Annotated in this window: 22 protein-coding genes; 14 read left to right on the top strand and 8 right to left on the bottom strand. The window is 64.6% G+C overall.

What is annotated here, in order from left to right:
* The first annotated feature begins 33 nt into the window (after positions 1–33).
* Genes AWB80_RS00195 through AWB80_RS00185 form a run of 3 tightly spaced genes read left to right on the top strand, consistent with a single transcriptional unit; the run spans position 34 to position 2,008 of the window.
* Complete coding sequence (locus tag AWB80_RS00195; RefSeq protein ID WP_061172639.1) at positions 34–921, top strand: biotin--[acetyl-CoA-carboxylase] ligase; 888 nt, start codon at positions 34–36, stop codon at positions 919–921.
* Positions 918–1,739 (top strand): type III pantothenate kinase, encoded by an 822-nt coding sequence (locus AWB80_RS00190; RefSeq protein WP_061172638.1) that lies wholly within the window; start codon positions 918–920, stop codon positions 1,737–1,739. Before AWB80_RS00195 ends, AWB80_RS00190 begins: the two co-directional genes overlap by 4 nt.
* 29 nt (positions 1,740–1,768) lie before the next feature.
* Entirely contained in the window at positions 1,769–2,008 is a 240-nt protein-coding gene (locus AWB80_RS00185; RefSeq protein WP_061172637.1) for a hypothetical protein, read from the top strand.
* Positions 2,009–2,023: 15 nt separating this feature from the next.
* Here the strand turns inward: AWB80_RS00185 and rfaE2 are convergent, their stop codons facing one another.
* From rfaE2 to AWB80_RS00150, 7 genes are all read right to left on the bottom strand, one after another.
* Positions 2,024–2,506, bottom strand: a complete 483-nt coding sequence (gene rfaE2 / locus AWB80_RS00180) for a D-glycero-beta-D-manno-heptose 1-phosphate adenylyltransferase (protein ID WP_061173057.1) — start codon at positions 2,504–2,506, stop codon at positions 2,024–2,026.
* 140 nt (positions 2,507–2,646) lie between these two features.
* Positions 2,647–3,522, bottom strand: a complete 876-nt coding sequence (locus AWB80_RS00175) for a ferritin family protein (protein ID WP_061172636.1) — start codon at positions 3,520–3,522, stop codon at positions 2,647–2,649.
* A 403-nt stretch (positions 3,523–3,925) separates the two neighbouring features.
* Complete coding sequence (locus AWB80_RS00170; RefSeq protein WP_061172635.1) at positions 3,926–4,927, bottom strand: MerR family transcriptional regulator; 1,002 nt, start codon at positions 4,925–4,927, stop codon at positions 3,926–3,928.
* Positions 4,928–5,193: 266 nt separating this feature from the next.
* Positions 5,194–5,967, bottom strand: coding sequence for a PhaM family polyhydroxyalkanoate granule multifunctional regulatory protein (locus AWB80_RS00165; protein WP_061172634.1), 774 nt, complete (start codon positions 5,965–5,967; stop codon positions 5,194–5,196).
* 40 nt (positions 5,968–6,007) lie between these two features.
* Positions 6,008–6,835, bottom strand: coding sequence for an enoyl-CoA hydratase/isomerase family protein (locus AWB80_RS00160; protein WP_061172633.1), 828 nt, complete (start codon positions 6,833–6,835; stop codon positions 6,008–6,010).
* An 18-nt stretch (positions 6,836–6,853) separates the two neighbouring features.
* Positions 6,854–8,023, bottom strand: coding sequence for an ABC transporter substrate-binding protein (locus tag AWB80_RS00155; RefSeq protein WP_061172632.1), 1,170 nt, complete (start codon positions 8,021–8,023; stop codon positions 6,854–6,856).
* Between the two features lie 96 nt (positions 8,024–8,119).
* Positions 8,120–9,106: a fumarylacetoacetate hydrolase family protein gene (locus AWB80_RS00150; protein ID WP_061172631.1), complete on the bottom strand. Its 987-nt coding sequence runs from the start codon at positions 9,104–9,106 to the stop codon at positions 8,120–8,122.
* Positions 9,107–9,175: 69 nt separating this feature from the next.
* Between AWB80_RS00150 and AWB80_RS00145 the strand changes: the two genes are divergently transcribed.
* From AWB80_RS00145 to AWB80_RS00115, 7 genes are all read left to right on the top strand, one after another.
* A complete protein-coding gene (locus AWB80_RS00145; protein ID WP_061172630.1) occupies positions 9,176–10,003 on the top strand; it encodes an IclR family transcriptional regulator in 828 nt (275 codons plus the stop codon).
* 95 nt (positions 10,004–10,098) lie between these two features.
* Positions 10,099–11,319 (top strand): DUF3108 domain-containing protein, encoded by a 1,221-nt coding sequence (locus AWB80_RS00140; protein ID WP_061172629.1) that lies wholly within the window; start codon positions 10,099–10,101, stop codon positions 11,317–11,319.
* 100 nt (positions 11,320–11,419) lie between these two features.
* The gene (locus AWB80_RS00135) at positions 11,420–12,208 is read left to right on the top strand and encodes an alpha/beta fold hydrolase (protein ID WP_061173056.1); all 789 of its coding nucleotides are present in this window, start codon (positions 11,420–11,422) and stop codon (positions 12,206–12,208) included.
* Positions 12,209–12,344: 136 nt separating this feature from the next.
* Positions 12,345–12,602 (top strand): BTH_I0359 family protein, encoded by a 258-nt coding sequence (locus AWB80_RS00130; protein ID WP_061172628.1) that lies wholly within the window; start codon positions 12,345–12,347, stop codon positions 12,600–12,602.
* Positions 12,603–12,823: 221 nt separating this feature from the next.
* On the top strand, positions 12,824–13,885 hold the full coding sequence (locus tag AWB80_RS00125; protein ID WP_061172627.1) for a homocysteine S-methyltransferase family protein: 1,062 nt from the start codon (positions 12,824–12,826) through the stop codon (positions 13,883–13,885).
* Positions 13,886–13,920: 35 nt separating this feature from the next.
* Positions 13,921–16,638 (top strand): methionine synthase, encoded by a 2,718-nt coding sequence (gene metH, locus AWB80_RS00120; protein WP_061172626.1) that lies wholly within the window; start codon positions 13,921–13,923, stop codon positions 16,636–16,638.
* A gap of 176 nt (positions 16,639–16,814) precedes the next feature.
* Positions 16,815–17,012, top strand: a complete 198-nt coding sequence (locus AWB80_RS00115; protein WP_143327941.1) for a hypothetical protein — start codon at positions 16,815–16,817, stop codon at positions 17,010–17,012.
* Positions 17,013–17,097: 85 nt separating this feature from the next.
* On the opposite strand, the gene AWB80_RS00110 is transcribed toward AWB80_RS00115, so the two are convergent.
* On the bottom strand, positions 17,098–17,424 hold the full coding sequence (locus AWB80_RS00110) for a DUF1840 domain-containing protein (protein ID WP_061172624.1): 327 nt from the start codon (positions 17,422–17,424) through the stop codon (positions 17,098–17,100).
* 259 nt (positions 17,425–17,683) lie between these two features.
* On the opposite strand from AWB80_RS00110, the gene argS reads away from it, so the two are divergent.
* The 4 genes from argS to AWB80_RS00090 all read left to right on the top strand — a co-directional run bounded on the left by argS (position 17,684) and on the right by AWB80_RS00090 (position 21,915).
* A complete protein-coding gene (gene argS / locus AWB80_RS00105) occupies positions 17,684–19,468 on the top strand; it encodes an arginine--tRNA ligase (RefSeq protein ID WP_061172623.1) in 1,785 nt (594 codons plus the stop codon).
* A 140-nt stretch (positions 19,469–19,608) separates the two neighbouring features.
* On the top strand, positions 19,609–20,361 hold the full coding sequence (locus AWB80_RS00100; protein WP_061172622.1) for an SPOR domain-containing protein: 753 nt from the start codon (positions 19,609–19,611) through the stop codon (positions 20,359–20,361).
* Positions 20,362–20,476: 115 nt separating this feature from the next.
* A complete protein-coding gene (locus AWB80_RS00095) occupies positions 20,477–21,124 on the top strand; it encodes a thiol:disulfide interchange protein DsbA/DsbL (protein WP_061172621.1) in 648 nt (215 codons plus the stop codon).
* Positions 21,125–21,141: 17 nt separating this feature from the next.
* Positions 21,142–21,915 (top strand): SDR family oxidoreductase, encoded by a 774-nt coding sequence (locus tag AWB80_RS00090; protein WP_061172620.1) that lies wholly within the window; start codon positions 21,142–21,144, stop codon positions 21,913–21,915.
* Positions 21,916–21,918 lie beyond the last annotated feature (3 nt).

The following is a 21,918-nucleotide window of genomic DNA, read 5'->3' as shown; positions in this document are numbered from 1 at the left end:
TAGCACGCCCGACCCACGGCTACAATACCCGCCATGACCTCTTCCCCCTTCGCCCCCGACGCGCCCTGGCGCATCGATCGCACCCGGCTCGCGGCACTCGCCGAGCGTCCAGTTCGCGACTGGACCATCGACATCGTCGATGAAACGGGTTCCACGAACGCTGATCTGATGGCGCAATTGCGCACGTCACGGCGCGATGGTACGCCCGCGCCGGTCGCCCGCATCGCGTATTCGCAAACCGCCGGGCGCGGAAGGCGCGGCCGCGCGTGGCTCGCCGAACCGGGCAATGCGCTGCTGATGTCGGTCGGCTGCGTGCTGAAGCGGCCGATCGAAGGACTGTCGGGTCTGAGTCTCGCCATCGGCACCGCCGTGCTCGATGCGCTCGCGCGTCTGCCGCTCGCGCCATCCGCGCGCCCGGCGTTGAAATGGCCGAACGATGTCCTGCTCGACGACGGCAAGCTCGCCGGCATTCTCATCGAAACCGCGTGGAACACGCCGGACGCGACGGCGGTCGTGATCGGCATCGGCGTAAACCTGCACGGTGCTGAGCAACTCGCCGCGCAGGTCGACGACGCGAATCGGATGGCCGCGTCGTCCGCTCCCGGCGCCGCACCGGCGGCGCTCGCGCGCGCGTGGCCCGACGCCAATCTCACCGATGCGCTCGCCGCGCTCCTCAACGCGCTCGACGCCGCGCTGCCGCGTTTCGAAGCAGAGGGCTTCAAGCCGTTTCGCCAGCGCTGGCTCGACGCACACGCCTGGGCGGGACGCGAAGTCGCGCTGATCGATCAAGGCATGGAAGTAACGCGCGGCATCGCTGCGGGCGTCGATGACAGCGGCCAGTTGCTGATCGACGCACCCGAAGGTCCGCGCGCCGTCGCCACAGGCGAACTCACGCTGCGTCTCGCGAGGGAGCGCCCGTGAAAACGTCCGGCGATGAAGCGCCGTATCTGCTCATCGACGCGGGCAACAGCCGCATCAAGTGGTCGCTCGTCGATGCTCACGGCGCGTCGCTGACGAACGGCGCATTCGAGCACGCGCATCACTCGACCGCCGCCGACGACGCCGCGCTCGGCGACTGGTCCACTTTGCCCGTGCCGGCGAGCGCGTGGATTTCGAACGTCGCGGGCATGCCGGTGCAGAACCGTATCCAGCGGCTGATCGACGCGCGCTGGCCATCGTTGCCGCGCACCGTCGTGCGCGCGCGCGCCGAACAATGCGGCGTGGTCAACAGCTACGCCGATCCGACGCGCCTCGGCAGCGATCGCTGGGCCGGCATGATCGCGGCGCGCGCGGCGTATCCGGGCGAGCATCTGCTGGTCGCAACCTTCGGCACCGCGACGACGCTCGAAGCGCTGCGCGCCGACGGCGTCTTCATCGGCGGTTTAATCGCGCCGGGCTGGTCGCTGATGATGGAATCGCTTGGCAGCCACACCGCGCAACTGCCGACGCTCGACGCCGCATCCGCACGCGAAGCGCTGAGTCAGACGCGCAGCCTCTTCGCCACCGACACGGCCGCCGCGCTGTCGTCCGGATGCCTGCTCGCACAGGCGAGTCTGATCGAGCGCGCGTGGCACGATCTGAAAGCGGACTTGCATGCCGACGTCCGGCTCGTGCTCGGCGGCGGCGCCGCGCATGAAATCGCAGGCGCGCTCGACGTGCCGCATACGCGACACGATTCCCTCGTGCTGTCCGGCCTCGCGCTCATCGCGCGTGACGCGACAGCGCGCCATTCATCCTGATTCCCTTATCTGATCGACGGAGCCCAGGAATGCTGCGCTGGCTGATCGCCCTCCTGATTCTCGCCAACTTGCTGATGTTCGCGGTCATGCGCGGCATGTTCGGTCCGCTGCCCGCGGCGGGCGCACGCGAGCCGTACCATCTCTTGCAGCAGGTGCATCCGGAAGCGCTCGCAACGCGTCCGCTCCGTCCCGAAGAATCATTCGACCAGCCGCGCGTCGGCGGACCGGCGCCGGCCGCCAACGTGCAGACTGCACCGCTCGGGCAGTAAGCCAGCGCAGAACAGTCAGGACTGCGCGCGAACCTTTCTGAGCAGCGCGGTCGTCGACCGGTCGTGCTCGAACGCGATGGCGAGCGCCTTGCCGCCCCAGCTGCGCACGAGCGCCGATTCGGCGAGCTTGTCCATGTCGTAGTCGCCGCCCTTCACCAGCACATCGGGATGCACGGCCTCGATCAGTTGCAGCGGTGTCGATTCCTCGAACTTCACGACCCAGTCGACGCTTTCCAGCGCCGCCAGCAGCGCCATGCGATCGTCCTCGCGATTGATCGGCCGGTCGTCGCCCTTGCCGAGCGTTCGCACCGACGCATCGCTGTTCACCCCGATGATGAGCGTCGCGCCCAGCGCTTTCGCATCGGCGAGATAGCTCACGTGGCCGCGATGAAGAATGTCGAAGACGCCGTTCGTGAAGACGACCGGGCCAGCGAGCGTGGGACGGCGCGCGGCGAGCGCTTCGCGCGTGATGATCTTGCGTTCGAAAATAGCGGGCATGACGGCGCTCGTGGCGATGTGCTGAAAGCGCGCATTGTGCCACGACACCTCGCACGCGAATCGGCAGCGATGAAATGCAAGCGGCCCGCCGGTTCTACCCGGCGGGCCGCTTCATCGTCGCAAGCCTGAGTCCTGAAACCTCAGGCCGGCTGCTCGGCCGCGCCGCCCGGCGCCGCTTGCAGACGTTGCGTCACTTCCTTGCGATAACGGTTCAATTCCTGCGCGGTCGCAAACGAACGCTCGAACAGAATCGACAGGTTGTGCAGAATGCGCTCGACGACCTTCTTTTCCCAGCTGTCGTCGAAGCGGATCTGGTCGTCCAGCCAGCGCTCGAGCCATTCCGGATCGGGCAGGCGCGACTGCACGGTGTCGCGCGGAAACAGCGCCTGATTCACGTGCAGGTTGGTCGGATGCAGCGGTTTTTCCGTGCGGCGCGCGGACGCCATCAGCACGCCGATCTTCGCGAACGCCGCGCGCGCGGTGTCGCCTGCATTCGTGAGCGCTTTCTTCATGTAGCGCAGATACGCGCCGCCGTGGCGGGCTTCGTCGCGCGAAATGGTTTCGTAGATGTGCTTGATCACCGGTTCGGTGTGCCACTCGGCCGCGCGTCGATACCAGTGGTTCAGACGGATCTCGCCGCAGAAGTGCAGCATCAGCGTTTCCAGCGGCGGCGCGGGATCGAATTCGAAGCGCACCGCGTGCAGTTCCTCTTCGGTGGGCACCATGTCGGGCTTGAAGCGCCGCAGATACTCCATCAGCACGAGCGAATGCTTCTGTTCCTCGAAGAACCACACGCTCATGAAAGCGGAGAAATCGCTGTCATGGTGGTTGTCACGCAGGAACATTTCGGTTGCGGGAAGAGCGGACCATTCGGTGATCGCGTTCATCTTGATGGTCTTGGCCTGCTCGTCGGTGAGCAGGGAAACATCGAATTTGTCCCACGGGATATCCTTCTCCATATCCCAGCGGACGGATTCCAGCGATTTATAAAGTTCCGGATAAAGCATGGTGTTCATAGTCCACCCCTGATGCCACTTATGCGACGTTATATCTGTGTTGACTTTCGGCCGACGCGTACGCAAATGCTTGCATGCAAGCAGCCAAGCTTTCAATTTTACGCGGGATTCGGTCGGCCAAAGACGAAAAGCGACAACGAGCGCGCAAATAGGGCGCGGCGACAAGGCCTCGCGTCCCGCTGAAACACTGCACTCCCCGTGCAAATGTTGCGTGTTGCGTCTTGTTCTACCGTGGGTGAGGAGCGAAACCTGTGCCTGAGGTATGTTCAAGTGGCGCCGTGACCGCCGCCGATACGGCGCCGGCCGCGCAGTATGCCCTGCTCGCGTGACAGCCATGCGATATGCACGATATGCATGCGCCGCGAACTTGCGCGCCAATACTCGCCGCAGCGAGCGCAATCGATCATAGCACGGCCGATTGACGCCAATCCGCGACAGTTTCGTCGATCGGCGTGAGACCGCCGACGAGTTGTATGCCGTCGCTGAATTTGCGGCGCAGCGCCGGGCTGCTCCCGCCCACCCAGATGCGCACGTGCGGCGGCAACAGATTGCGCAGATCGGTCAGCCCGTTCGCGATGGCCTGCGCGGGCAGCACCGCCGTGAACGACAGCGCGACGACATCGACCTCATGGGCAGCCACGGCATCGACGATATCGTGCAGCGGCGTCTGCAGCCCGAGCTGGACGCACTCGCATTCGGAGAGCGTGAACATCGCTTCGGCCATCAGGATACCGAGGCCATGGCCTTCGCCGGAAAGCGTCGTGAGGAGCACGCGCGGCCGGCCGCCGCGCCCGCGCACGGCATCGGAAAGCGGCCGCATCAGCGTGCGCATCGACGCCTGGATCGCCTCGCTGAACAAATGTTCGTGATACACCTGCAAGGTGCCCGCCGCCCACGCGTTGCCGACGCGCGCCGACAGCGGCGCCGCGATATCGAGCACGAACCGTTCGAGCCCGTCGCGCGTGGCGCGCTTCAGCAGGCCGAAGCGAAACTCTTCGTACGCGCTCCTGCGCAACAGCGAGATCAGGTGATCGAGTTCGGCGTCCGGCGCATCCTGGCCGACGCCGGAGCTTTCGGCCAGTTGCTGCAACAGGTCGATCGGTTGCGCGAGCACCTTGCTCGGGCGATGCCCCGCGTCGAGCAAACGCTTGACGAGCCGCAGCTTCGTCACCTGTTCCTGCGGATACAGCCGCTCGCCGCCCGCAGTGCGCATGGGCTGAGGAAAACCGTAGCGACGCTCCCAGACGCGCAATGTGTCCTTCGTCAGACCAATTTCCTGAGCGATCGCGCCAATGCCGATTCCCGCCCCGCCCGAGGCCGCAGCGCCCCGCTGCGCGGGCTCAGGCGTCTCCGGGTCATCGGCAAGCGGCCCGGAATCGAAGTCTTGTTCTGATGAGTTTGTCATGGACAGATTGATTTGAATCGTAGACACCACGCTTGATGCAGATTGCATGCCCGACGCCGAAGGTGGACAAATTCGGGCGCCGTCGATGTTTCATCATAGACAAAATTGCAACGTTCGTCGGTGCTGAGATGCGTTTCGTCGAACTGGCGGACGCACAATGACGCGGTTCGATGACGCTTGGCGCATCGAAGGAAGTCGGCAGGCTCGGCGGAACGTGACGCGCCGCCGAGCGCAGTTTCAGGGCGAAAACGCCTGAAGAAGGAAAGTCAGACGGGTTTCTTGCGCGGCGCGGCCTTGCGTGCCGGCGCTTTCTTCGCAGCCGCGGAGGCGGCGTCGGGTTTATCCTCCGCGCCGTCCGCCGGCTGTCCGGCGCTGTTTTCACCGGCGGCGGCACCCGGCTGACCTGCCGCGCCCGTCGGGTCGAACTGGCCGGTCATGCCAGGCTGAAGCATCGCGAGATGCGCAAGCTGATTGAACTGCGATTGCAGCACGTTCCACCAGCCGGTCGGATCGAAACCGGGCGGCGCGGACGCCGTCTCGCTGGCTTCCTCGCCTTCAGCCGATGTCTCGCTCGCAGGCGCAACGCCTGCCGCCGCCGGCTTCGGCGCTTCCGGCTTCGCCGCACCGCTCATCGGCCAGCCCGCGCTCGCCACTTTCGCGTTCTCCGTCGCGGCGTTGTGCGCGCTTTCGACCGACGTCTGCGCAAACGCGCCGAACGCGCGCAGCGTCGCGAGCGTCGCGCGCTGCACTTCGAGCGCCTGAATCGCCGATTGCAGCATGTTGAGATTGAGCTTCAGCCAGTGCTCGACGGCGCGCATGTCCGTCACGCGCTTGTCGAGTTCTTCGATGTTGGTGAGCGGAGCGAGCATGTCGGACATCATCGAGAGTGAGGGACCCATGCCCTGCCCGCCGCCCGGCATCGCGGCGGCGAACGGATTCAGACGCATCAGTTCCCACATCTTGCCCATCATGTCGGCCTGGCCGAATCCGGGAAAACCGGGAATCGTGTAGGGCGGCGTACCGCCAGTGTTATCGGTCATTCGACTCTCCTTGTTTTCTTGCGTGTGAGATTCGCGCGGCTCAGAACGGCGCGCCGCCCGGGAAATCCGGCGCGCGCCGCTCGCGCAACGAGCGCATGCCTTCGTGCACGTCCGGGCCCGCGAAGCCCATGAATTCCAGCGCGAGCGACGTATCGAAGGTCGGTCCCGCCGAGCGCAGCCAGTTGTTGAGCGCGTACTTGGTCCAGCGGATCGCGGTCTGCGAGCCTTGTGCGAGACGGTTCGCCACTTCGATCGCCTTCGGCATCAGTTCGTTCTCTTCGACGGCGAGCGACACCAGTCCGATGCGCTCCGCCTCCTCGCCGCTCACTGGCTCGCACAGCAGCAGATAGTACTTGGCCTTCGCCATGCCGCACAGCAGCGGCCATACGATCGCCGCGTGATCGCCCGCCGCGACGCCGAGCCGCGTGTGCCCGTCGATGATGCGCGCCGACTTCGACGCGATCGAGATATCCGCGAGGAGGCCCGCGACCAGACCCGCGCCGACTGCGGGACCGTGCATCGCGGAGACGATCGGCTTGCCGCAGTTGATCACGTTATAGACGAGATCGCGTGCCTCGCGCCACACCCGCGCGCGCACGTCGAAGTCGTTCGCCATCTCCTCGACGAGGCCGAGATCGCCGCCCGCCGAAAAGCCCTTGCCTTCGCCGCGGATCAGCGCGACGCGCGTATCGGGATCGCGATCGATGTCGCGCCAGATATCCGCGAGCTCGCGATGCATGTTGGCGTCGGCGGTGGACAGGCCGCTCTTGTTCGCGCCCGCGCCGGGCATCACCACTTCGAGCACGCCGTGCGGATGGCGGCGCAACTCCAGCGACTTGTAGCTCGCGTAGAGAGAGAGATCGCTCATGGTTCAGTTCACTAAAGGTTAGCGCGGCTGGTAAATCCACTTGCCGTCGCGGATCTCGACCATCACGCGCGCGCGCTGGTCGAGGCCGATGTGATCGTTGGGCGTCATGTTGACCTGCCCGTTGGTGTCGGAAAAATTCTTCGTGCCTTCGAGCGCGTCGCGCAGCGCACTGCGGAACGCCGGCGTGCCGGGCGCGCCCGCCTTCAGCGCGATGGGCACCGCGCGATTGAGCAGCATGCCCGCGTCCCACGCATACGAGCCGAACGCGGATACGGTGCCCGCGCCCTGCTTCGCCTCATACAGTTTGATGTATTCGAGCGCGAGACGTTTGGCCGGATGATCGTCGGGCAACTGCGCGGCGACCAGCACCGGGCTCGCGGGCAGGAACGTGCCGTTGCAATCCGCGCCGCACACGCGCAGGAAGTCGCGATTGCCCACGCCGTGATTGTGATACACCTTGCCCTTGAAGCCGCGCTGCGCGAGCGTCTTCGGCGGCAACGCCGCAGGCGTGCCGGCCGCGCCGACGACGACCGCATCCGGCTTCGCCGCGAGAATCTTGAGAATCTGCCCGGTCACGCTCGGATCGGTGCGATTGAAGCGCTCGTTCGCGACCACTTCGATCTTGTGCAACTGCGCGAATTTCGCGACTTCGGCGTAGAAGGTCTCGCCGAGCGCGTCCGCCTGACCGATATACGCGAGCGTCTTCACCCCGTGATTGCTGGCGTGCTCGGCGATGGCGGAGGCCATCATCGCATCGGTTTGCGGCGTCTTGAAGACCCAGCGGCGCTTGTCGTCGACCGGCTCGATGATCTTCGACGACGACGCGAGCGAGATCATCGGCGTTTGCCCTTGCGCTACGACATCGATCATCGCGAGCGAGTTCGGCGTGATCGACGAGCCGATGATCGCATCGACCTGATCTTCGCTGATGAGCTTCTTCGTGGTTTGCACGGCCTGCGTGGTGTCGGATGCATCGTCGAGCACGATGTAATCGACCGGCTTGCCGCCCATTTCCTTCGGCAGGAGCGCGACGGTGTCGCGCGCGGGAATGCCGAGCGACGCGGCCGGTCCCGTCAGCGAGAGCACGAGGCCGATCTTCACGTGCTGCGCCGTCTGCGCGAATGCCGCCGTCGTCGCGGCGAGCGCGAACGCCGCGCCCGCCAGGAATGTCCACTTGCCTGCCGCCATCGAAGTCTCCTTTTTTTGATCGTTTTATTGCTGCGCGAACGCAGCCCGGCAAAGTGTAAGGCGAGGCTTGCGCACGCCGCATCGGGCTAAACCCGTTCAATGCTCCGGTTGAACGACCGCCTGATCGATCGCGCCGAAGATCGACTTGCCGTCTTCGTCGAACATCTCGATCTTCACGCCGTCGCCGAACTTCATGAACTCCGTCTGCGGCGCGCCGTGCTCGATGGTTTCCAGACAGCGCTTCTCAGCGATGCAGCAGTAGCCGCGCTTCGCGTCCTTATTGGAGATCGTGCCCGAACCGACGATCGAGCCCGCGCGCAGATTGCGCGTCTTCGCCGCGTGCGCGATCAGTTGCCCGAAGTGGAACACCATGTCCGTGCCGCAATCCGGCTGGCCGACCTTCTTGCCGTTCCAGTGCACGATCATCGGGCGATGCACGCGCCCTTCGCGCCACGCGTCGCCGAGTTCATCGGGCGTGACGGCGACAGGCGAGAACGCCGTCGCGGGCTTGCTCTGGAAGAAGCCGAAGCCCTTCGCGAGCTCGGCGGGAATGAGATTGCGCAGCGACACGTCGTTCACGAGCATCAGGAGACGCACGCTGCGCAGCGCTTCGTCGGGCATCGCGGCCATGTGGACATCGGATGTGATCACCGCGACTTCCGCTTCGAAGTCGATGCCATACGATTCCGTCGCGCACACGATGTCGTCCGTCGGACCGATGAAGTCGTCGCTGCCGCCCTGGTACATCAGCGGGTCGGTCCAGAATTCGGGCGGCATTTCCGCTTTGCGCGCCTTTCGCACGAGTTCGACGTGATTCACATACGACGAGCCGTCGGCCCACTGAAACGCGCGCGGCAGCGGCGCCATGCAGGATTTCGGATCGAACGGGAAGGTATTGCGCGCGCGGCCGGCATTCAGCGCCTCGTAGACTTCCATGAGTTGCGGCGCGTAGAAGATCCAGTCGTCGAGCGCGCGTTGCAGCGTCGAGACGATTCCATCGGCGATGGCCGCCGTGCGCAGATCGCGCGATACGACGACGAGCTGGCCGTCGCGCGTGCCGTCCTTCAGCGTGGCAAGTTTCATAGCTTGAGATGACGTTAAGGGAAATCTATTTTACGATGGTGAATCCCTTGGCTGTGCTTTTCGCGCTTCATGCAATCGATCCCATCCGCTGCTTCCGACGACGAAGACAACCTCGACGCCAACGACGCCGCCGAGGAAAAAACCCGCTCCGGCATTCAATCGATCGAAGTCGGCTTCCGGCTGCTCGACGTGCTCACCAATGAGCCGCGCGCGATGATGCTGCGCGACCTCGCGCAGCGCGCGGGCATGAGTCCGGCGAAGGCGCATCGTTATCTCGTGAGTTTCCTGCGGCTCGGGGTTGCATCGCAGGACCCGGTTTCCGGGCGCTATGAACTCGGCGGCTTCGCGTTGCAGATGGGTCTCGCGCGGCTTGCGCGCGTCGATGGCGTGAGGCTCGCGCGCATCGCGCTCGCGCAGATGCGCGACCGGCTGGATCAGACGGTCGGCATCGCGGTTTGGGGCAATCAGGGGCCGACCGTCGTGCACTGGATGGAGTCGAGCCATCCGGCGAAGGCGTCGCTCAAACTGGGCGACGTGATGCCGCTGCTCACGTCCGCGACCGGCCTGCTGTTCGCCGCGTATCTGCCGCGCAGCAAGACGCAGCCGATGCTGGAGCGCGAACTCGTCGCGATGAAGCGAACCCTGGCCGATGTCGAGCCGCACTTCGCCGAAGTGCGCGAGCACGGCGCGGCGCGCGTCGAAGGCATGCTGCTGCCGACGATCCATGCATTCTGCACGCCGGTGTTCGATTCGACCGGCGAACTCGCGCTCGGCCTCATCGCGCTCGGGCACGAAGGCACGTTCGATACGCGCTGGGGCGGCGAAATCGATTCCGCGTTGCGCGAGTGCGCGCGCGAGCTGTCGTATGAATTGGGGTATAAAGCGGGCGAGCGCTGAGCGCGTTCGTCGACGTGGGCGAGGAACATCGTTTCCATCGCGCGTGTCTTACGCGTTTCGCCTCCCCGCCACGCGCTTCTTTCTCCCCCAGCACGATGTCACTGTTTCAATTCCGCCGATCTCACCCCGCGTCGGGCGAGCCGCCCGACGCCGCCTCCGAATCCGCCACGCCGCGCCGTTGGGCGCGCTGGGCGCTGGCCGTGCTGATCGTCACGTGCCTGCACTTGAGCGCCATGCGGTGGCTCGAACACAATCGCCAGCCGACCAACGCGCCGCCGGAGACGCCGCCCGTGCAGGTGGAATTGCTGACGCCGAAGCCGATCGCCCCGCCCGCGCCGCAGCCGCCCGCGCCCGCACCCGCGCCGCCGACACCGGCCGCACCGATGCCCGTGCCCGCACCCGCGCCGCCAAAACCCGCCGCGCCCGCGCCGGTGCTGAGCGCCGCGACGTCACAGCCGGATGCGCCCGCCGCTGCGTCGGGCGTGGCGGCCTCCGCGCCGGCGGCAGCGCCCGCGTCGAGCCCTGCCGCTGCGCCAGCGCCCGCGTCGCAAGCCGCCGTCGCATCGGGCGACAAGTTCAGTGTTCCGCCCACGGGCGAGTTACGTTACGACACGCTCGTCAACGGCATGATGAACCAGACCGGCACGATCCACTGGATCAACGACGGTCAGCGCTACGAGATGGTCGTCTCGATTCCCATCCCTTTCGTCGGTCCGTTCGTGTATTCGAGCAAGGGCCATATCGACGGATTCGGCATCGCGCCGGAGCAGTATTCCGAGCAGCGCGGCCGCCGCGCCGCCGATGTCGCCGTCTTCAACCGCGACACGAAGCAGATCGTCTACACGAAGACGCCGCAAAGCCAGCCGCTCGCCGACGGCGCGCAGGACCGCTTCAGCGTCGTCATGCAGCTCGCGAGCCTCGTGCGCGGCGCGCCGGACAAGTACAAGCCGGGCGTCACGCGTCAATTCAGCGTCGCGGACAACGACAGCAACGAAATCTGGCCGATCGAAACCGTCGGCGACGAAACCGTGCAGGCGCGCGGCGGCTTCACGTCGGCGCGCCATTTCACGCGCCTGCCGCGCAAGGAGGGCGATCGCCGCAGGCTCGACATCTGGCTCGCGCCGTCCATCGGCTGGCTGCCCGTGCGGATTCTGCAAACCGAGCCGAACGGAATGCAGGTCGAACTGCTCTGGGCCGGCAAGCTCACCACCGCACCGCCGCCGTCGGCGACACAGGATGTCACACCGGGCACGCAAGCTGCGTCTGAGGAATCCGCGCCAGCCGCGCCCGCAACGCCCGATGCGGACAAACCGTAACGCCACCGTCACACTTCGTGACACTCGGGACAGCGACGCGCGGCATCGCGTGCAGTCAATCGGAAACAGCATCGCAAACCGCATTCTTTACGGAGCCGACATGCAGTTGACGATCAATCGCATCGATACACGCTATGTTCTAGACAACGAAGGCGGCGGTCCCTGGCTCGTCTTCATCCATCAACTGGCCGGCGATCTCTCGGTGTGGGACCAGATGGCCGGCTACTTCCGGCACGGCTTCAACGTGCTGCGCTACGACCTGCGCGGCCACGGCGAAACGGCCGTCTCGCCCGACGCCTTCACGATCGACGATCTCGCCGACGATCTCGCGACGCTGCTCGACAAGCTCGGCGCGCCGTCGGCGCATGTGGTCGGGCTGTCGATCGGCGGCATGGTCGCGCAGAAGCTCGCGATCAACCATGCGGACAAAGTGGAGACTCTGACGGTCGTCGGCGCGCCGGCCTTTATTCCTGAGGACGCGCGCCCGACCTTCGCGCAACGGGCAGCTTCCGTGCGCGAAAACGGGACTGCGAGTATCGTGGACACAACGCTCGAGCGATGGCTCACGCCGGACTTCCGTAAGGCGCATCCCGAAGTGGTCGAGCAGATCGCCGATACCATCTCGAACACGCCCGCAGAGGGCTTTGCGCGCGCCGCGGAAGCGGTCAGCCGTTTCGATGCGCGCGACAAACTGCCCACTGTGACGAAGCGCACACTCGTCGTCGCGGGTCAGCACGATGTTGGCACGCCGCATGCTGCCTCAAAGGTTGTTGCAGACGTAGTGCCGGGCGCGCGATTCGAATTACTCAATGCCGCTCATTTGTCACCGGTGGAGGAATCGCAGCGCTTTTCCGCGCTTTTGGGAGATTTCTTACGCGGTTCCACCTGATTTAGCCTGTTTTTGTTGCAGAGAAAGCCTCGATACCACTGGCATTACGTCGAGGCCACCCCTTGAATTCCAACCCAATCGCTCCAACTAAGCGTCAGGATTGCCACGGAGCAAACAAGGAATAAGGAGTGTCGCCATGCAAATGATCTACAACAGCCCCAACTATTGCGTCGTCGAATTTCCGCCGCAGGACAACCATCTCGCCATGAAGGCGGGCGGCTACGAGATCGTCGACAAGAACACGCAACGGGAAATTTTCATCGACGGCGCGCTCGCCGCGAAGTTTCGCGAGCACGTGCAGCAACTGATCGCAGACGAGCCGTCGCTCGAAGATGTCGATGAATTCCTCGGTCAGTTCGATATTCTGATGACCCAACCCGTCGTGCTCCACTGATGCATGCACGCGCGCGGCCGGCTCGCCGCCGTCCGCGCCCGCCGCCGCCCGGACTCGCGGCTGAAGGCGACACTCGCCGTTTCCCAAAGACCCCGCCCCGCAACCGGCGGGGTTTTTTTACGCGACAAGTTCCTGTCCGCCAGGCCCGTCCTGAAAGCGACGGCTCCGCGCTGCGGCTACAATGTCAGGCTATTTCACATTTGGTGCAGGCCTCGTCCGTCATGACCCAGAACGCCCTTCCGAAAGCCCCCGCGCGGGCCTACACGCGCGGCGCCGCGCTGCCCGCGCTGCTGCAAAAGCGCATCCTGATTCTCGACGGCGCGATGGGCACGATGATCCAGCGCTACAAGCTCGACGAAGCCGCGTATCGCGGCGAGCGCTTCAAGGACTATGGCCGCGACATCAAGGGCAACAACGAGTTGCTGTCGATCACGCAGCCGCAGATCATCCGCGAGATTCACGAGCAATACCTCGCGGCGGGCGCGGACATCATCGAGACGAACACGTTCGGCGCCACGCGCGTAGCCCAGTCCGATTACGGCATGGAAGACCTCGCCGCCGAGATGAACATCGAGTCCGCAAAGGTCGCGCGCGAAGCGTGCGAAAAGTATTCGACGCCGGACAAACCGCGTTTCGTCGCGGGCGCGATCGGACCGACGCCGAAGACCGCGAGCATCTCGCCCGACGTCAACGATCCGGGCGCACGCAACGTGACCTTCGACGAACTGCGCGACACGTACTACGAACAGGCCAAGGCGCTGCTCGATGCGGGCTGCGATCTGTTTCTCGTCGAGACGATCTTCGATACGTTAAATGCGAAAGCGGCGCTGTTCGCGCTCGACCAACTGTTCGACGACACGGGCGAACTGGTGCCGATCATGATCTCGGGCACGGTCACCGATGCCTCCGGCCGCATTCTGTCGGGCCAGACGGTGGAAGCGTTCTGGAACTCGCTGCGTCACGCGAAGCCGCTGACCTTTGGCCTGAACTGCGCACTGGGCGCGGCGCTGATGCGGCCGTACATCGCAGAGCTGTCGAAGCTGTGCGACACCTACGTGTCCTGCTATCCGAACGCCGGTCTGCCGAATCCGATGAGCGACACCGGCTTCGACGAAACGCCCGACGTGACTTCGGGATTGCTGAAGGAATTTGCGACGGCGGGCCTCGTGAATATCGCGGGCGGCTGCTGCGGCACGACGCCGGAGCATATCGCCGAAATCGCGAAGGCGCTCGCGGAAGTGAAGCCGCGCGCCTTTCCGTCGCAATATCGCGAGGTTGCGTAACAAGCGCGCCTGACATCGAACAAGAGATAACAGACATGACCGATCACACCATGCGCCTCTCCGGCCTCGAGCCGTTCAACGTCAACGACGGCTCGCTTTTCATCAACGTCGGCGAGCGCACGAACGTGACCGGCTCGAAGGCGTTCGCGCGCATGATCCTGAACGGCCAGTTCGACGAAGCGCTCGCCGTCGCGCGGCAGCAGGTCGAAAACGGCGCGCAGGTCATCGATATCAACATGGACGAAGCCATGCTCGATTCGAAAGCAGCGATGGTGCGCTTTCTGAATCTGATCGCGTCGGAGCCGGATATCGCGCGCGTGCCGATCATGATCGACTCGTCGAAGTGGGACGTGATCGAAGCGGGCCTGAAGTGCGTGCAAGGCAAGGCGATCGTCAACTCCATCTCGCTGAAGGAGGGCGTTGACGCGTTCAAACATCACGCGAAGCTGATCCGCCGATACGGCGCGGCGTCGGTCGTGATGGCGTTCGACGAAAAGGGTCAGGCAGACACGTTCCAGCGCAAGACCGAAATCTGCAAGCGCTCCTACGACATCCTCGTGAACGAAGTCGGCTTCGAGCCGGAAGACATCATCTTCGACCCGAACATCTTCGCGATCGCAACGGGCATCGAAGAACACAACAACTACGCGGTCGATTTCATCAACGCGACGCGCTGGATCAAGCAGAACCTGCCCCACGCGAAGGTAAGCGGCGGCGTGTCGAACGTGTCGTTCTCGTTTCGCGGCAATGATCCCGTGCGCGAGGCCATTCATACGGTGTTCCTGTATCACGCGATCCAGGCTGGCATGGACATGGGCATCGTCAACGCGGGCATGCTCGGCGTGTACGCCGATCTCGACGCCGAGCTGCGCGAGCGCGTGGAAGACGTCGTGCTCAACCGCCGCGAAGACGGCACGGACCGCCTGCTGGAAGTCGCCGACAAGTTCAAGACCGGCGCGGCGAAAAAGGAAGAGAACCTCGAATGGCGCAATCAGCCGGTCGAGGCGCGTCTGTCGCATGCGCTCGTGCACGGCATCACGAACTTCATCGTCGAAGATACCGAGGAAGTGCGCGCGAAGATCGAGAAGGCAGGCGGCCGTCCGATCAACGTGATCGAAGGGCCGCTGATGGACGGCATGAACATCGTCGGCGACCTGTTCGGCGCGGGCAAGATGTTCCTGCCGCAAGTGGTGAAGTCGGCGCGCGTGATGAAGCAAGCGGTCGCGCATCTGATTCCGTTCATCGAAGAAGAGAAAAAGCGCCTCGCCGATGCAGGCGCGGACGTGCGTCCGAAGGGCAAGATCGTCATCGCGACCGTGAAGGGCGATGTGCACGACATCGGCAAGAACATCGTGTCGGTCGTGCTCCAGTGCAACAACTTCGAAGTGGTCAACATGGGCGTGATGGTGCCCTGCGCGACCATCCTTCAGAAAGCGAAGGAAGAAGGCGCGGACATCATCGGGCTGTCGGGGCTCATCACGCCGAGTCTCGAAGAAATGGCTTACGTCGCCTCCGAAATGCAGCGCGACGAATACTTCCGCGGCAAGCAGACGCCCTTGCTCATCGGCGGCGCGACGACATCGCGCGTGCATACGGCCGTCAAGATCGCGCCGCACTATGAAGGGCCGGTGGTCTACGTGCCGGATGCGTCGCGGTCGGTGTCGGTGGCTTCGAGCCTCCTGTCGGACGAAGGCGCCGCGAAGTATCTCGACGAACTCAAAAGCGACTACGACCGCATCCGCACGCAGCACGCGAACCGCAAGGCGCAGCCGATGGTCACCTACGACCAAGCGCGCGCCAACAAGACGAAGATCGACTGGAGCGCGTACACGCCGAAGAAGCCGACCTTCATCGGGCGGCGCGTGTTCAAGAACTATGACCTCGCCGATCTGGCCAACTACATCGACTGGGCTCCGTTCTTCCAGACGTGGGATCTCGCGGGCCCCTATCCCGCGATTCTCAACGACGAGATCGTCGGCGAATCGGCGCGGCGCGTGTTCTCGGACGGCAAGTCGATGCTCGCGCGACTGATTCAGGGCCGCTGGCTGACGGCCAATGGCGTCGTCATGCTGCTGCCCGCGAACACCGTGAACGACGACGACATCGAGATCTACACGGATGAATCGCGCTCGCAGGTCGCAATGTCATGGCGCAATCTGCGTCAGCAGAGCGTGCGTCCGGTGGTCGATGGCGTGATGCGCCCGAACCGCTCGCTCGCCGATTTCATCGCGCCGAAGGATTCGGGCGTGAAGGACTATATCGGCATCTTCGCGGTGACGGCGGGCCTCGGCGTCGACAAAAAGGAACGACAGTTCGAGGCCGATCACGACGACTACAGCGCGATCATGCTCAAGGCACTGGCCGACCGTTTCGCGGAAGCGTTCGCCGAAGCGCTGCACGCGCGCGTGCGCCGCGAACTGTGGGGCTATGCGCAGAACGAAACACTCGACAACGACGCGCTGATCGCGGAAAAGTACGCCGGCATTCGTCCCGCGCCCGGTTATCCGGCATGCCCGGATCACCTCGTGAAGCGCGATATGTTCGAAGTGCTTCAGGCAGACGAGCTCGGCATGAGCGTCACCGAATCCCTCGCGATGCTGCCGGCCGCGAGCGTCTCGGGCTTCTATCTCGCGCATCCGGACAGCACGTACTTCTCGGTCGGCAAGATCGGCGACGATCAGCTCGCGAGCTACGCCGAACGCATGGCGATGTCCGTCAAGGATGCCGAACGCGCGCTCGCGCCGCAGCGCTAAAAAAATGCGGCGGTAGTAGGGCTTTCGCGAGAGCGTTGGAAAAAAACATACGCGGCGCGTGATGGCGAAAAAAAGCGCCGCGTAATCGGCGGGAATTTTTTAGTTTTCGTAGACTTGCTCCTGCGATGCGCCGTCACGACGACGGACACGCATTTTTCGTCACGGAGATAAGTCGCATGAAGAAGCTGACGTCCGCCGTAAGCGTTGCGATCGCAGCCGCCGTTCTCGCCGCAAGCTCGGCAGCGATCGCGCAGCCGGCCAGCAGCACCACTGCGTCGTCGTACTCGCCGCCGCAGACCGAGCACAAGAAGAAGCCCAAGAAGCCCAAGAAGGCGCCCGCGCCGAAATCTTCGATGGGCGGTCAATCGCAGTAAGACGGTTTCATCGGAAGAAAAAAACCCGCATCGTCGCCGATGCGGGTTTTTTTTCATTCATGGCAGCGTTTGATGCACGCGACGCTCAGACGCCCCAGAGAATATCCTTGTTGTCCTTCTGCGCGAGCCGCAGCATGTCGATGAACGGAAACGCGCGCTGCGCGAGTCCGACCGGATGCTCGTGCGGCACATGACCTTCCTCGCCTTCGTGAAAATGGCCCTCGTGCTCCGCGCGCTCTTTCTTGTCGGTGGCAACGGCCGCTTCGAGTTTCTGGATGGCCGCCGGAATATCTTCGTGCGTGATGACGCCCCGTTCGGTCAACTGCTTGCCGATGATGCCGAGCAAGTATTCCGCAAGGTTCTCCAGCATGATGACATCCGGTGAGGCCGGGCTTTTGAATGTGATGAGCATGGCATGGTCCTTTTGTTTGAGTTAGGTCTTAGGCGGTTTGCTAACGAAACACGCAGACGAGCCGGTCTCCCTGACAACATGACGACACCCTGATTCGACATATTAGCACCTGCTAAAATCCCCACTTCATGTGGTAGTCGATTCTGTTCGGCTGCCAACACCGCATACCGGGGCCGACGCTTCGCGAAGCCGCCGTCCGAGTCGGGGCAGACGCCGATCAGCGCCCCGTCAGCCCTCGCTCCACTGGATCACATTCAGCATGCTGCCCGCACATAAACACACTCTCGAAACGCTCCTCACCGACGCGGTCAAGCAGGTCGCGCAAGCCACTCTGGCGGCAGGCGAAGCCGCTTTCGTCGCGCCCGCGATCGTCCTCGAACGGCCGAAAGTCGCGGCGCACGGCGATGTCGCATCGAATGTCGCGATGCAGCTCGCCAAGCCGCTGCGCGCGAATCCGCGCCAGCTTGCGCAGCAGATCGTCGATGCGGTGCTCGGCCTTCCGGCGGCGCAGGGTCTCGTCGAGGGCGCCGAAGTGGCGGGTCCCGGCTTCATCAATCTGCGTCTTGCCGCGACCGCGAAGCAAGCAGCGATCCCGGCCGTGCTGAGCGAAGGCGCCGCCTTCGGCCGCTCGACGCGTGAGGCAGGCAGACACGTGCTCGTCGAGTTCGTGTCGGCGAATCCGACGGGTCCGCTGCACGTCGGCCACGGCCGTCAGGCCGCGCTCGGCGATGCGCTCTCGAACCTGCTCGAAACGCAGGGCTACGACGTGCACCGCGAGTTCTACTACAACGACGCCGGCGTGCAGATCAACAACCTCGCAATTTCGACGCAGGCCCGCGCGCGCGGCCTCAGGCCGAACGAGCCGGGCTGGCCGGATGCCGCGTACAACGGCGAGTACATCGCGGATATCGCGCGCGATTACATGGCGGGCGAAACCGTCGCGGCGAAGGACGGCGAGCCGGTCAAGGGCACGGGCGACGTTGAAGATCTCGAAGCCATCCGTCATTTCGCGGTCACGTATCTGCGTCACGAACAGGACATGGATCTGACCGCGTTCGGCGTGAAGTTCGACCAGTTCTATCTGGAGTCTGCGCTGTACAAGGAAGGTCGCGTCGAGAAGACGGTCGCGGCGCTCGTCGATGCCGGCAAGACCTACGAGCAGGACGGCGCGCTGTGGCTGCGCACCACCGACGACGGCGACGACAAGGACCGCGTCATGAAGAAGTCCGACGGCGCCTACACGTACTTCGTGCCCGACGTCGCGTATCACGTGACCAAGTGGGAGCGCGGCTACACGAAGGTCATCAACATCCAGGGCTCGGACCATCACGGCACGATCGCGCGCGTGCGCGCCGGCCTGCAAGGTCTCGGCGTCGGCATTCCGAAAGGCTATCCCGACTACGTGCTGCACAAGATGGTCACCGTCATGCGCGACGGCCAGGAAGTGAAAATCTCGAAGCGCGCGGGCAGTTACGTCACGGTGCGCGATCTGATCGAATGGTCGGGCGGCCTCGCGCCGGGTCACGAAACCGCGCCCGATCAGATCGACGAAGACACCATCCGCCGCGGCCGCGACGCGGTGCGCTTCTTCCTCATCTCGCGCAAGGCGGATACCGAATTCGTATTCGACATCGACCTCGCGCTCAAGCAGAACGACGAGAATCCGGTCTACTACGTGCAGTACGCGCACGCGCGCATCTGCACGATTCTCAACGACTGGAAGGAACGTTACGGCGGCGATCTGTCGAAGGCAGCGCAGGCCGATCTCTCGCCGTTGTCGAGCGACCGCGCGATGGCGCTGCTCAACAAGCTCGCCGAATACCCCGAGATGCTTTCGCACGCGGCCCACGAACTCGCGCCGCACGCGGTCGCGTTCTATCTGCGCGATCTCGCTGGCGAATTTCACTCGTTCTACAATGCGGAGCGCGTGCTCGTGGACGATGAGAAAGAGCGCACGGCCCGCATCGCGCTGCTCGCGGCGACGCGCCAGGTTCTCGAAAACGGTCTCGCGACCATCGGCGTATCCGCTCCTCAAAAGATGTAATCGCCCGTTGCCTCTCGCCGGACGCGCACGCAAATCGGATTATTCCGGCGTGCGCGGACGGGAGCATGGCGCGGGTGTGCCTTGCCCCACGGCTATAATCGTCGCCCAACCAGAAGACTTTCTCGCAGGTGATTCATACGATGGCAAAACCACGCCGCACATCGAAGCAGTCGAAGCAAACCGGGGGAACGTTTATCGGCATCGTGCTGGGCCTGATCGTCGGCCTCGCGATCGCCGTGATCGTCGCGCTGTACATCACGCGCGCGCCCACGCCGTTCGTGGCGAAGGTCGCGCCGCCGCCGTCGGAGGCCAACTCCGCGCCCGCCGCCGCGCAGCCGTACGATCCAAACCGTCCGCTGCAGGGCAAGACGCCGGGTCAGGCCGTGCCGCAAGCCGCGCAGCCCACGCCGCCGAACACCGCGCCGGGTCAGACCAACAATCAGACGCAGTCGTCGGGCGTGCTCGACGAGCCGCAGATCGTCGAAGTGCCGCCGTCGGGCGGGACGGCATCCGCGCCGAAGACCGCGAGCACGACGCCCGCTAAGAAGCCCGAGACCGCGCCGAACGCCACCAGCAACGCCAACGCCACGCCGCCGAAGGGCGGCTCGGCGCCCACGACGGCGAAGACCACGCCGCCCGCGCCCGGCGAGCCCAATACCGGCTACTTCCTGCAAGTGGGCGCGTACAAGACGCAAGCGGATGCCGAACAGCAGCGCGCGCGTCTCGGCTTCCAGGGCTTCGAATCGAAGGTCACGCAGCGCGATGCGGGCGGCGTGACGTACTATCGTGTGCGCATCGGGCCGTTCGCGAAGTTCGAGGACATGAACACGGCGCGCCAGCGTCTGTCCGATGCGGGTGTCGATACGGCCGTGATCCGTTTCTCCAAGCAATAACGCAGCAACGAAGTCGACATGCCGGCACGGCGTTTAAGCGTGGCTTAAGCGTCGTGTGTCCCACTTACGGACCTGCTTTTGTTCCGTCGCGTATCCATTGCTTCTCTTTCCAATCATGAAAAAACTGTTTAGCGCGTTGGCTCTTTCCCTCGGCATCGCAGCCGCTTCGATGAGCGTCGCGAGTTCGGCGATGGCCGCGCCCGCCGCCGGCAAGGACTACACCGTGCTGCAGGCGGCTCAGCCGATCGCCGCGCCCGCGGGCAAGGTCGAAGTCATCGAGTTCTTCTGGTATGGCTGCCCGCACTGCAACGAGTTCGAGCCGTACCTCGAGGCATGGGCGAAGAAGCAAGGGCCGGACGTCGTGTTCAAGCGCGTGCCGGTGGCGTTCCGGGACGACTTCATTCCCCATTCGAAGATGTATCACGCGCTCGACGCGCTCGGCATCGCCGACAAGGTCACGCCGGCCGTGTTCAACGAGATCCACGTGAAGAAGAACTATCTGCTGACGCCGCAGGCGCAGGCGGATTTCCTCAAGACGCAGGGCGTCGATCCGAAGAAGTACATGGACGCCTATAACTCGTTCTCCACGCAAAGCGCCGTCCAGCGCGACGCCAAGCTCCTGCAGGACTACAAGATCGACGGCGTCCCGACGATCGTCGTGCAGGGCAAGTACGAAACCGGCCCGGCGATGACCAACAGCCTGCCGGGCACGACGCAGGTGATGGACTTCCTCGTCCAGCAAGTCCGCGACAAGAAGCTTTAAAACTCTCCCGCGCCGGCATGACTGCAGTTCGCCTGAAGGTCTTCATCACCGGCGCATCGAGCGGCATCGGCCTCGCACTGGCCGAGGAATATGTGAAGCGCGGGGCCGTGCTCGGCCTCGTCGCCCGCCGCGCCGATTCCCTCGCCGCCTTCGCGGCCCGCCATCCTCAAAGCGTCATTTCGATCTATCCCGCCGATGTCCGCGACGCCGACGCGCTCGCCGATGCCGGGCGCCGCTTCATCGCGGAGCATGGCCCGGCGGACATCGTCATCGCGAACGCGGGCATGAGCCGCGGCGCGCTGACGGGCCACGGCGATCTCGACACCTTCCGCACCGTGATGGACGTGAACTACTTCGGCATGGTCGCGACGTTCGAGCCCTTCGTCGCGTCGATGACTGCGGCGCGGCGCGGCACGCTCGTCGGCATTGCGAGCGTCGCGGGCGTGCGCGGCTTGCCGGGCGGCGGTGCATACAGCGCGTCGAAAGCGGCGGCGGCGAAGTATCTGGAAGCGTTGCGCGTCGAGATGCGGCCGCTCGGCGTCGCCGTCGTCACGATCGCGCCGGGCTACGTGCGCTCGGAGATGACCGCGCACAATCCGTATCGGATGCCCTTTCTGATGGACGCCGACCGCTTCGCCACGAAAGCCGCCGACGCCATCGCACGCAAGGTCCGCTACGCGACGTTTCCGTGGCAGATGCGCGTGGCGGGCATGCTGATGCACGCGCTGCCGCGCTGGCTCTACGACGCGCTCGCCGAGCGCGCACCGCGCAAACCGCGCGCGGGCGAGTGACAA

It is taken from the genome of Caballeronia pedi (assembly GCF_001544915.2).
In the GTDB taxonomy this organism is placed as follows: domain Bacteria; phylum Pseudomonadota; class Gammaproteobacteria; order Burkholderiales; family Burkholderiaceae; genus Caballeronia; species Caballeronia pedi.
Note: the sequence above shows the minus strand (reverse complement) of the source record. Positions and strands in the feature narration are given on the sequence as shown.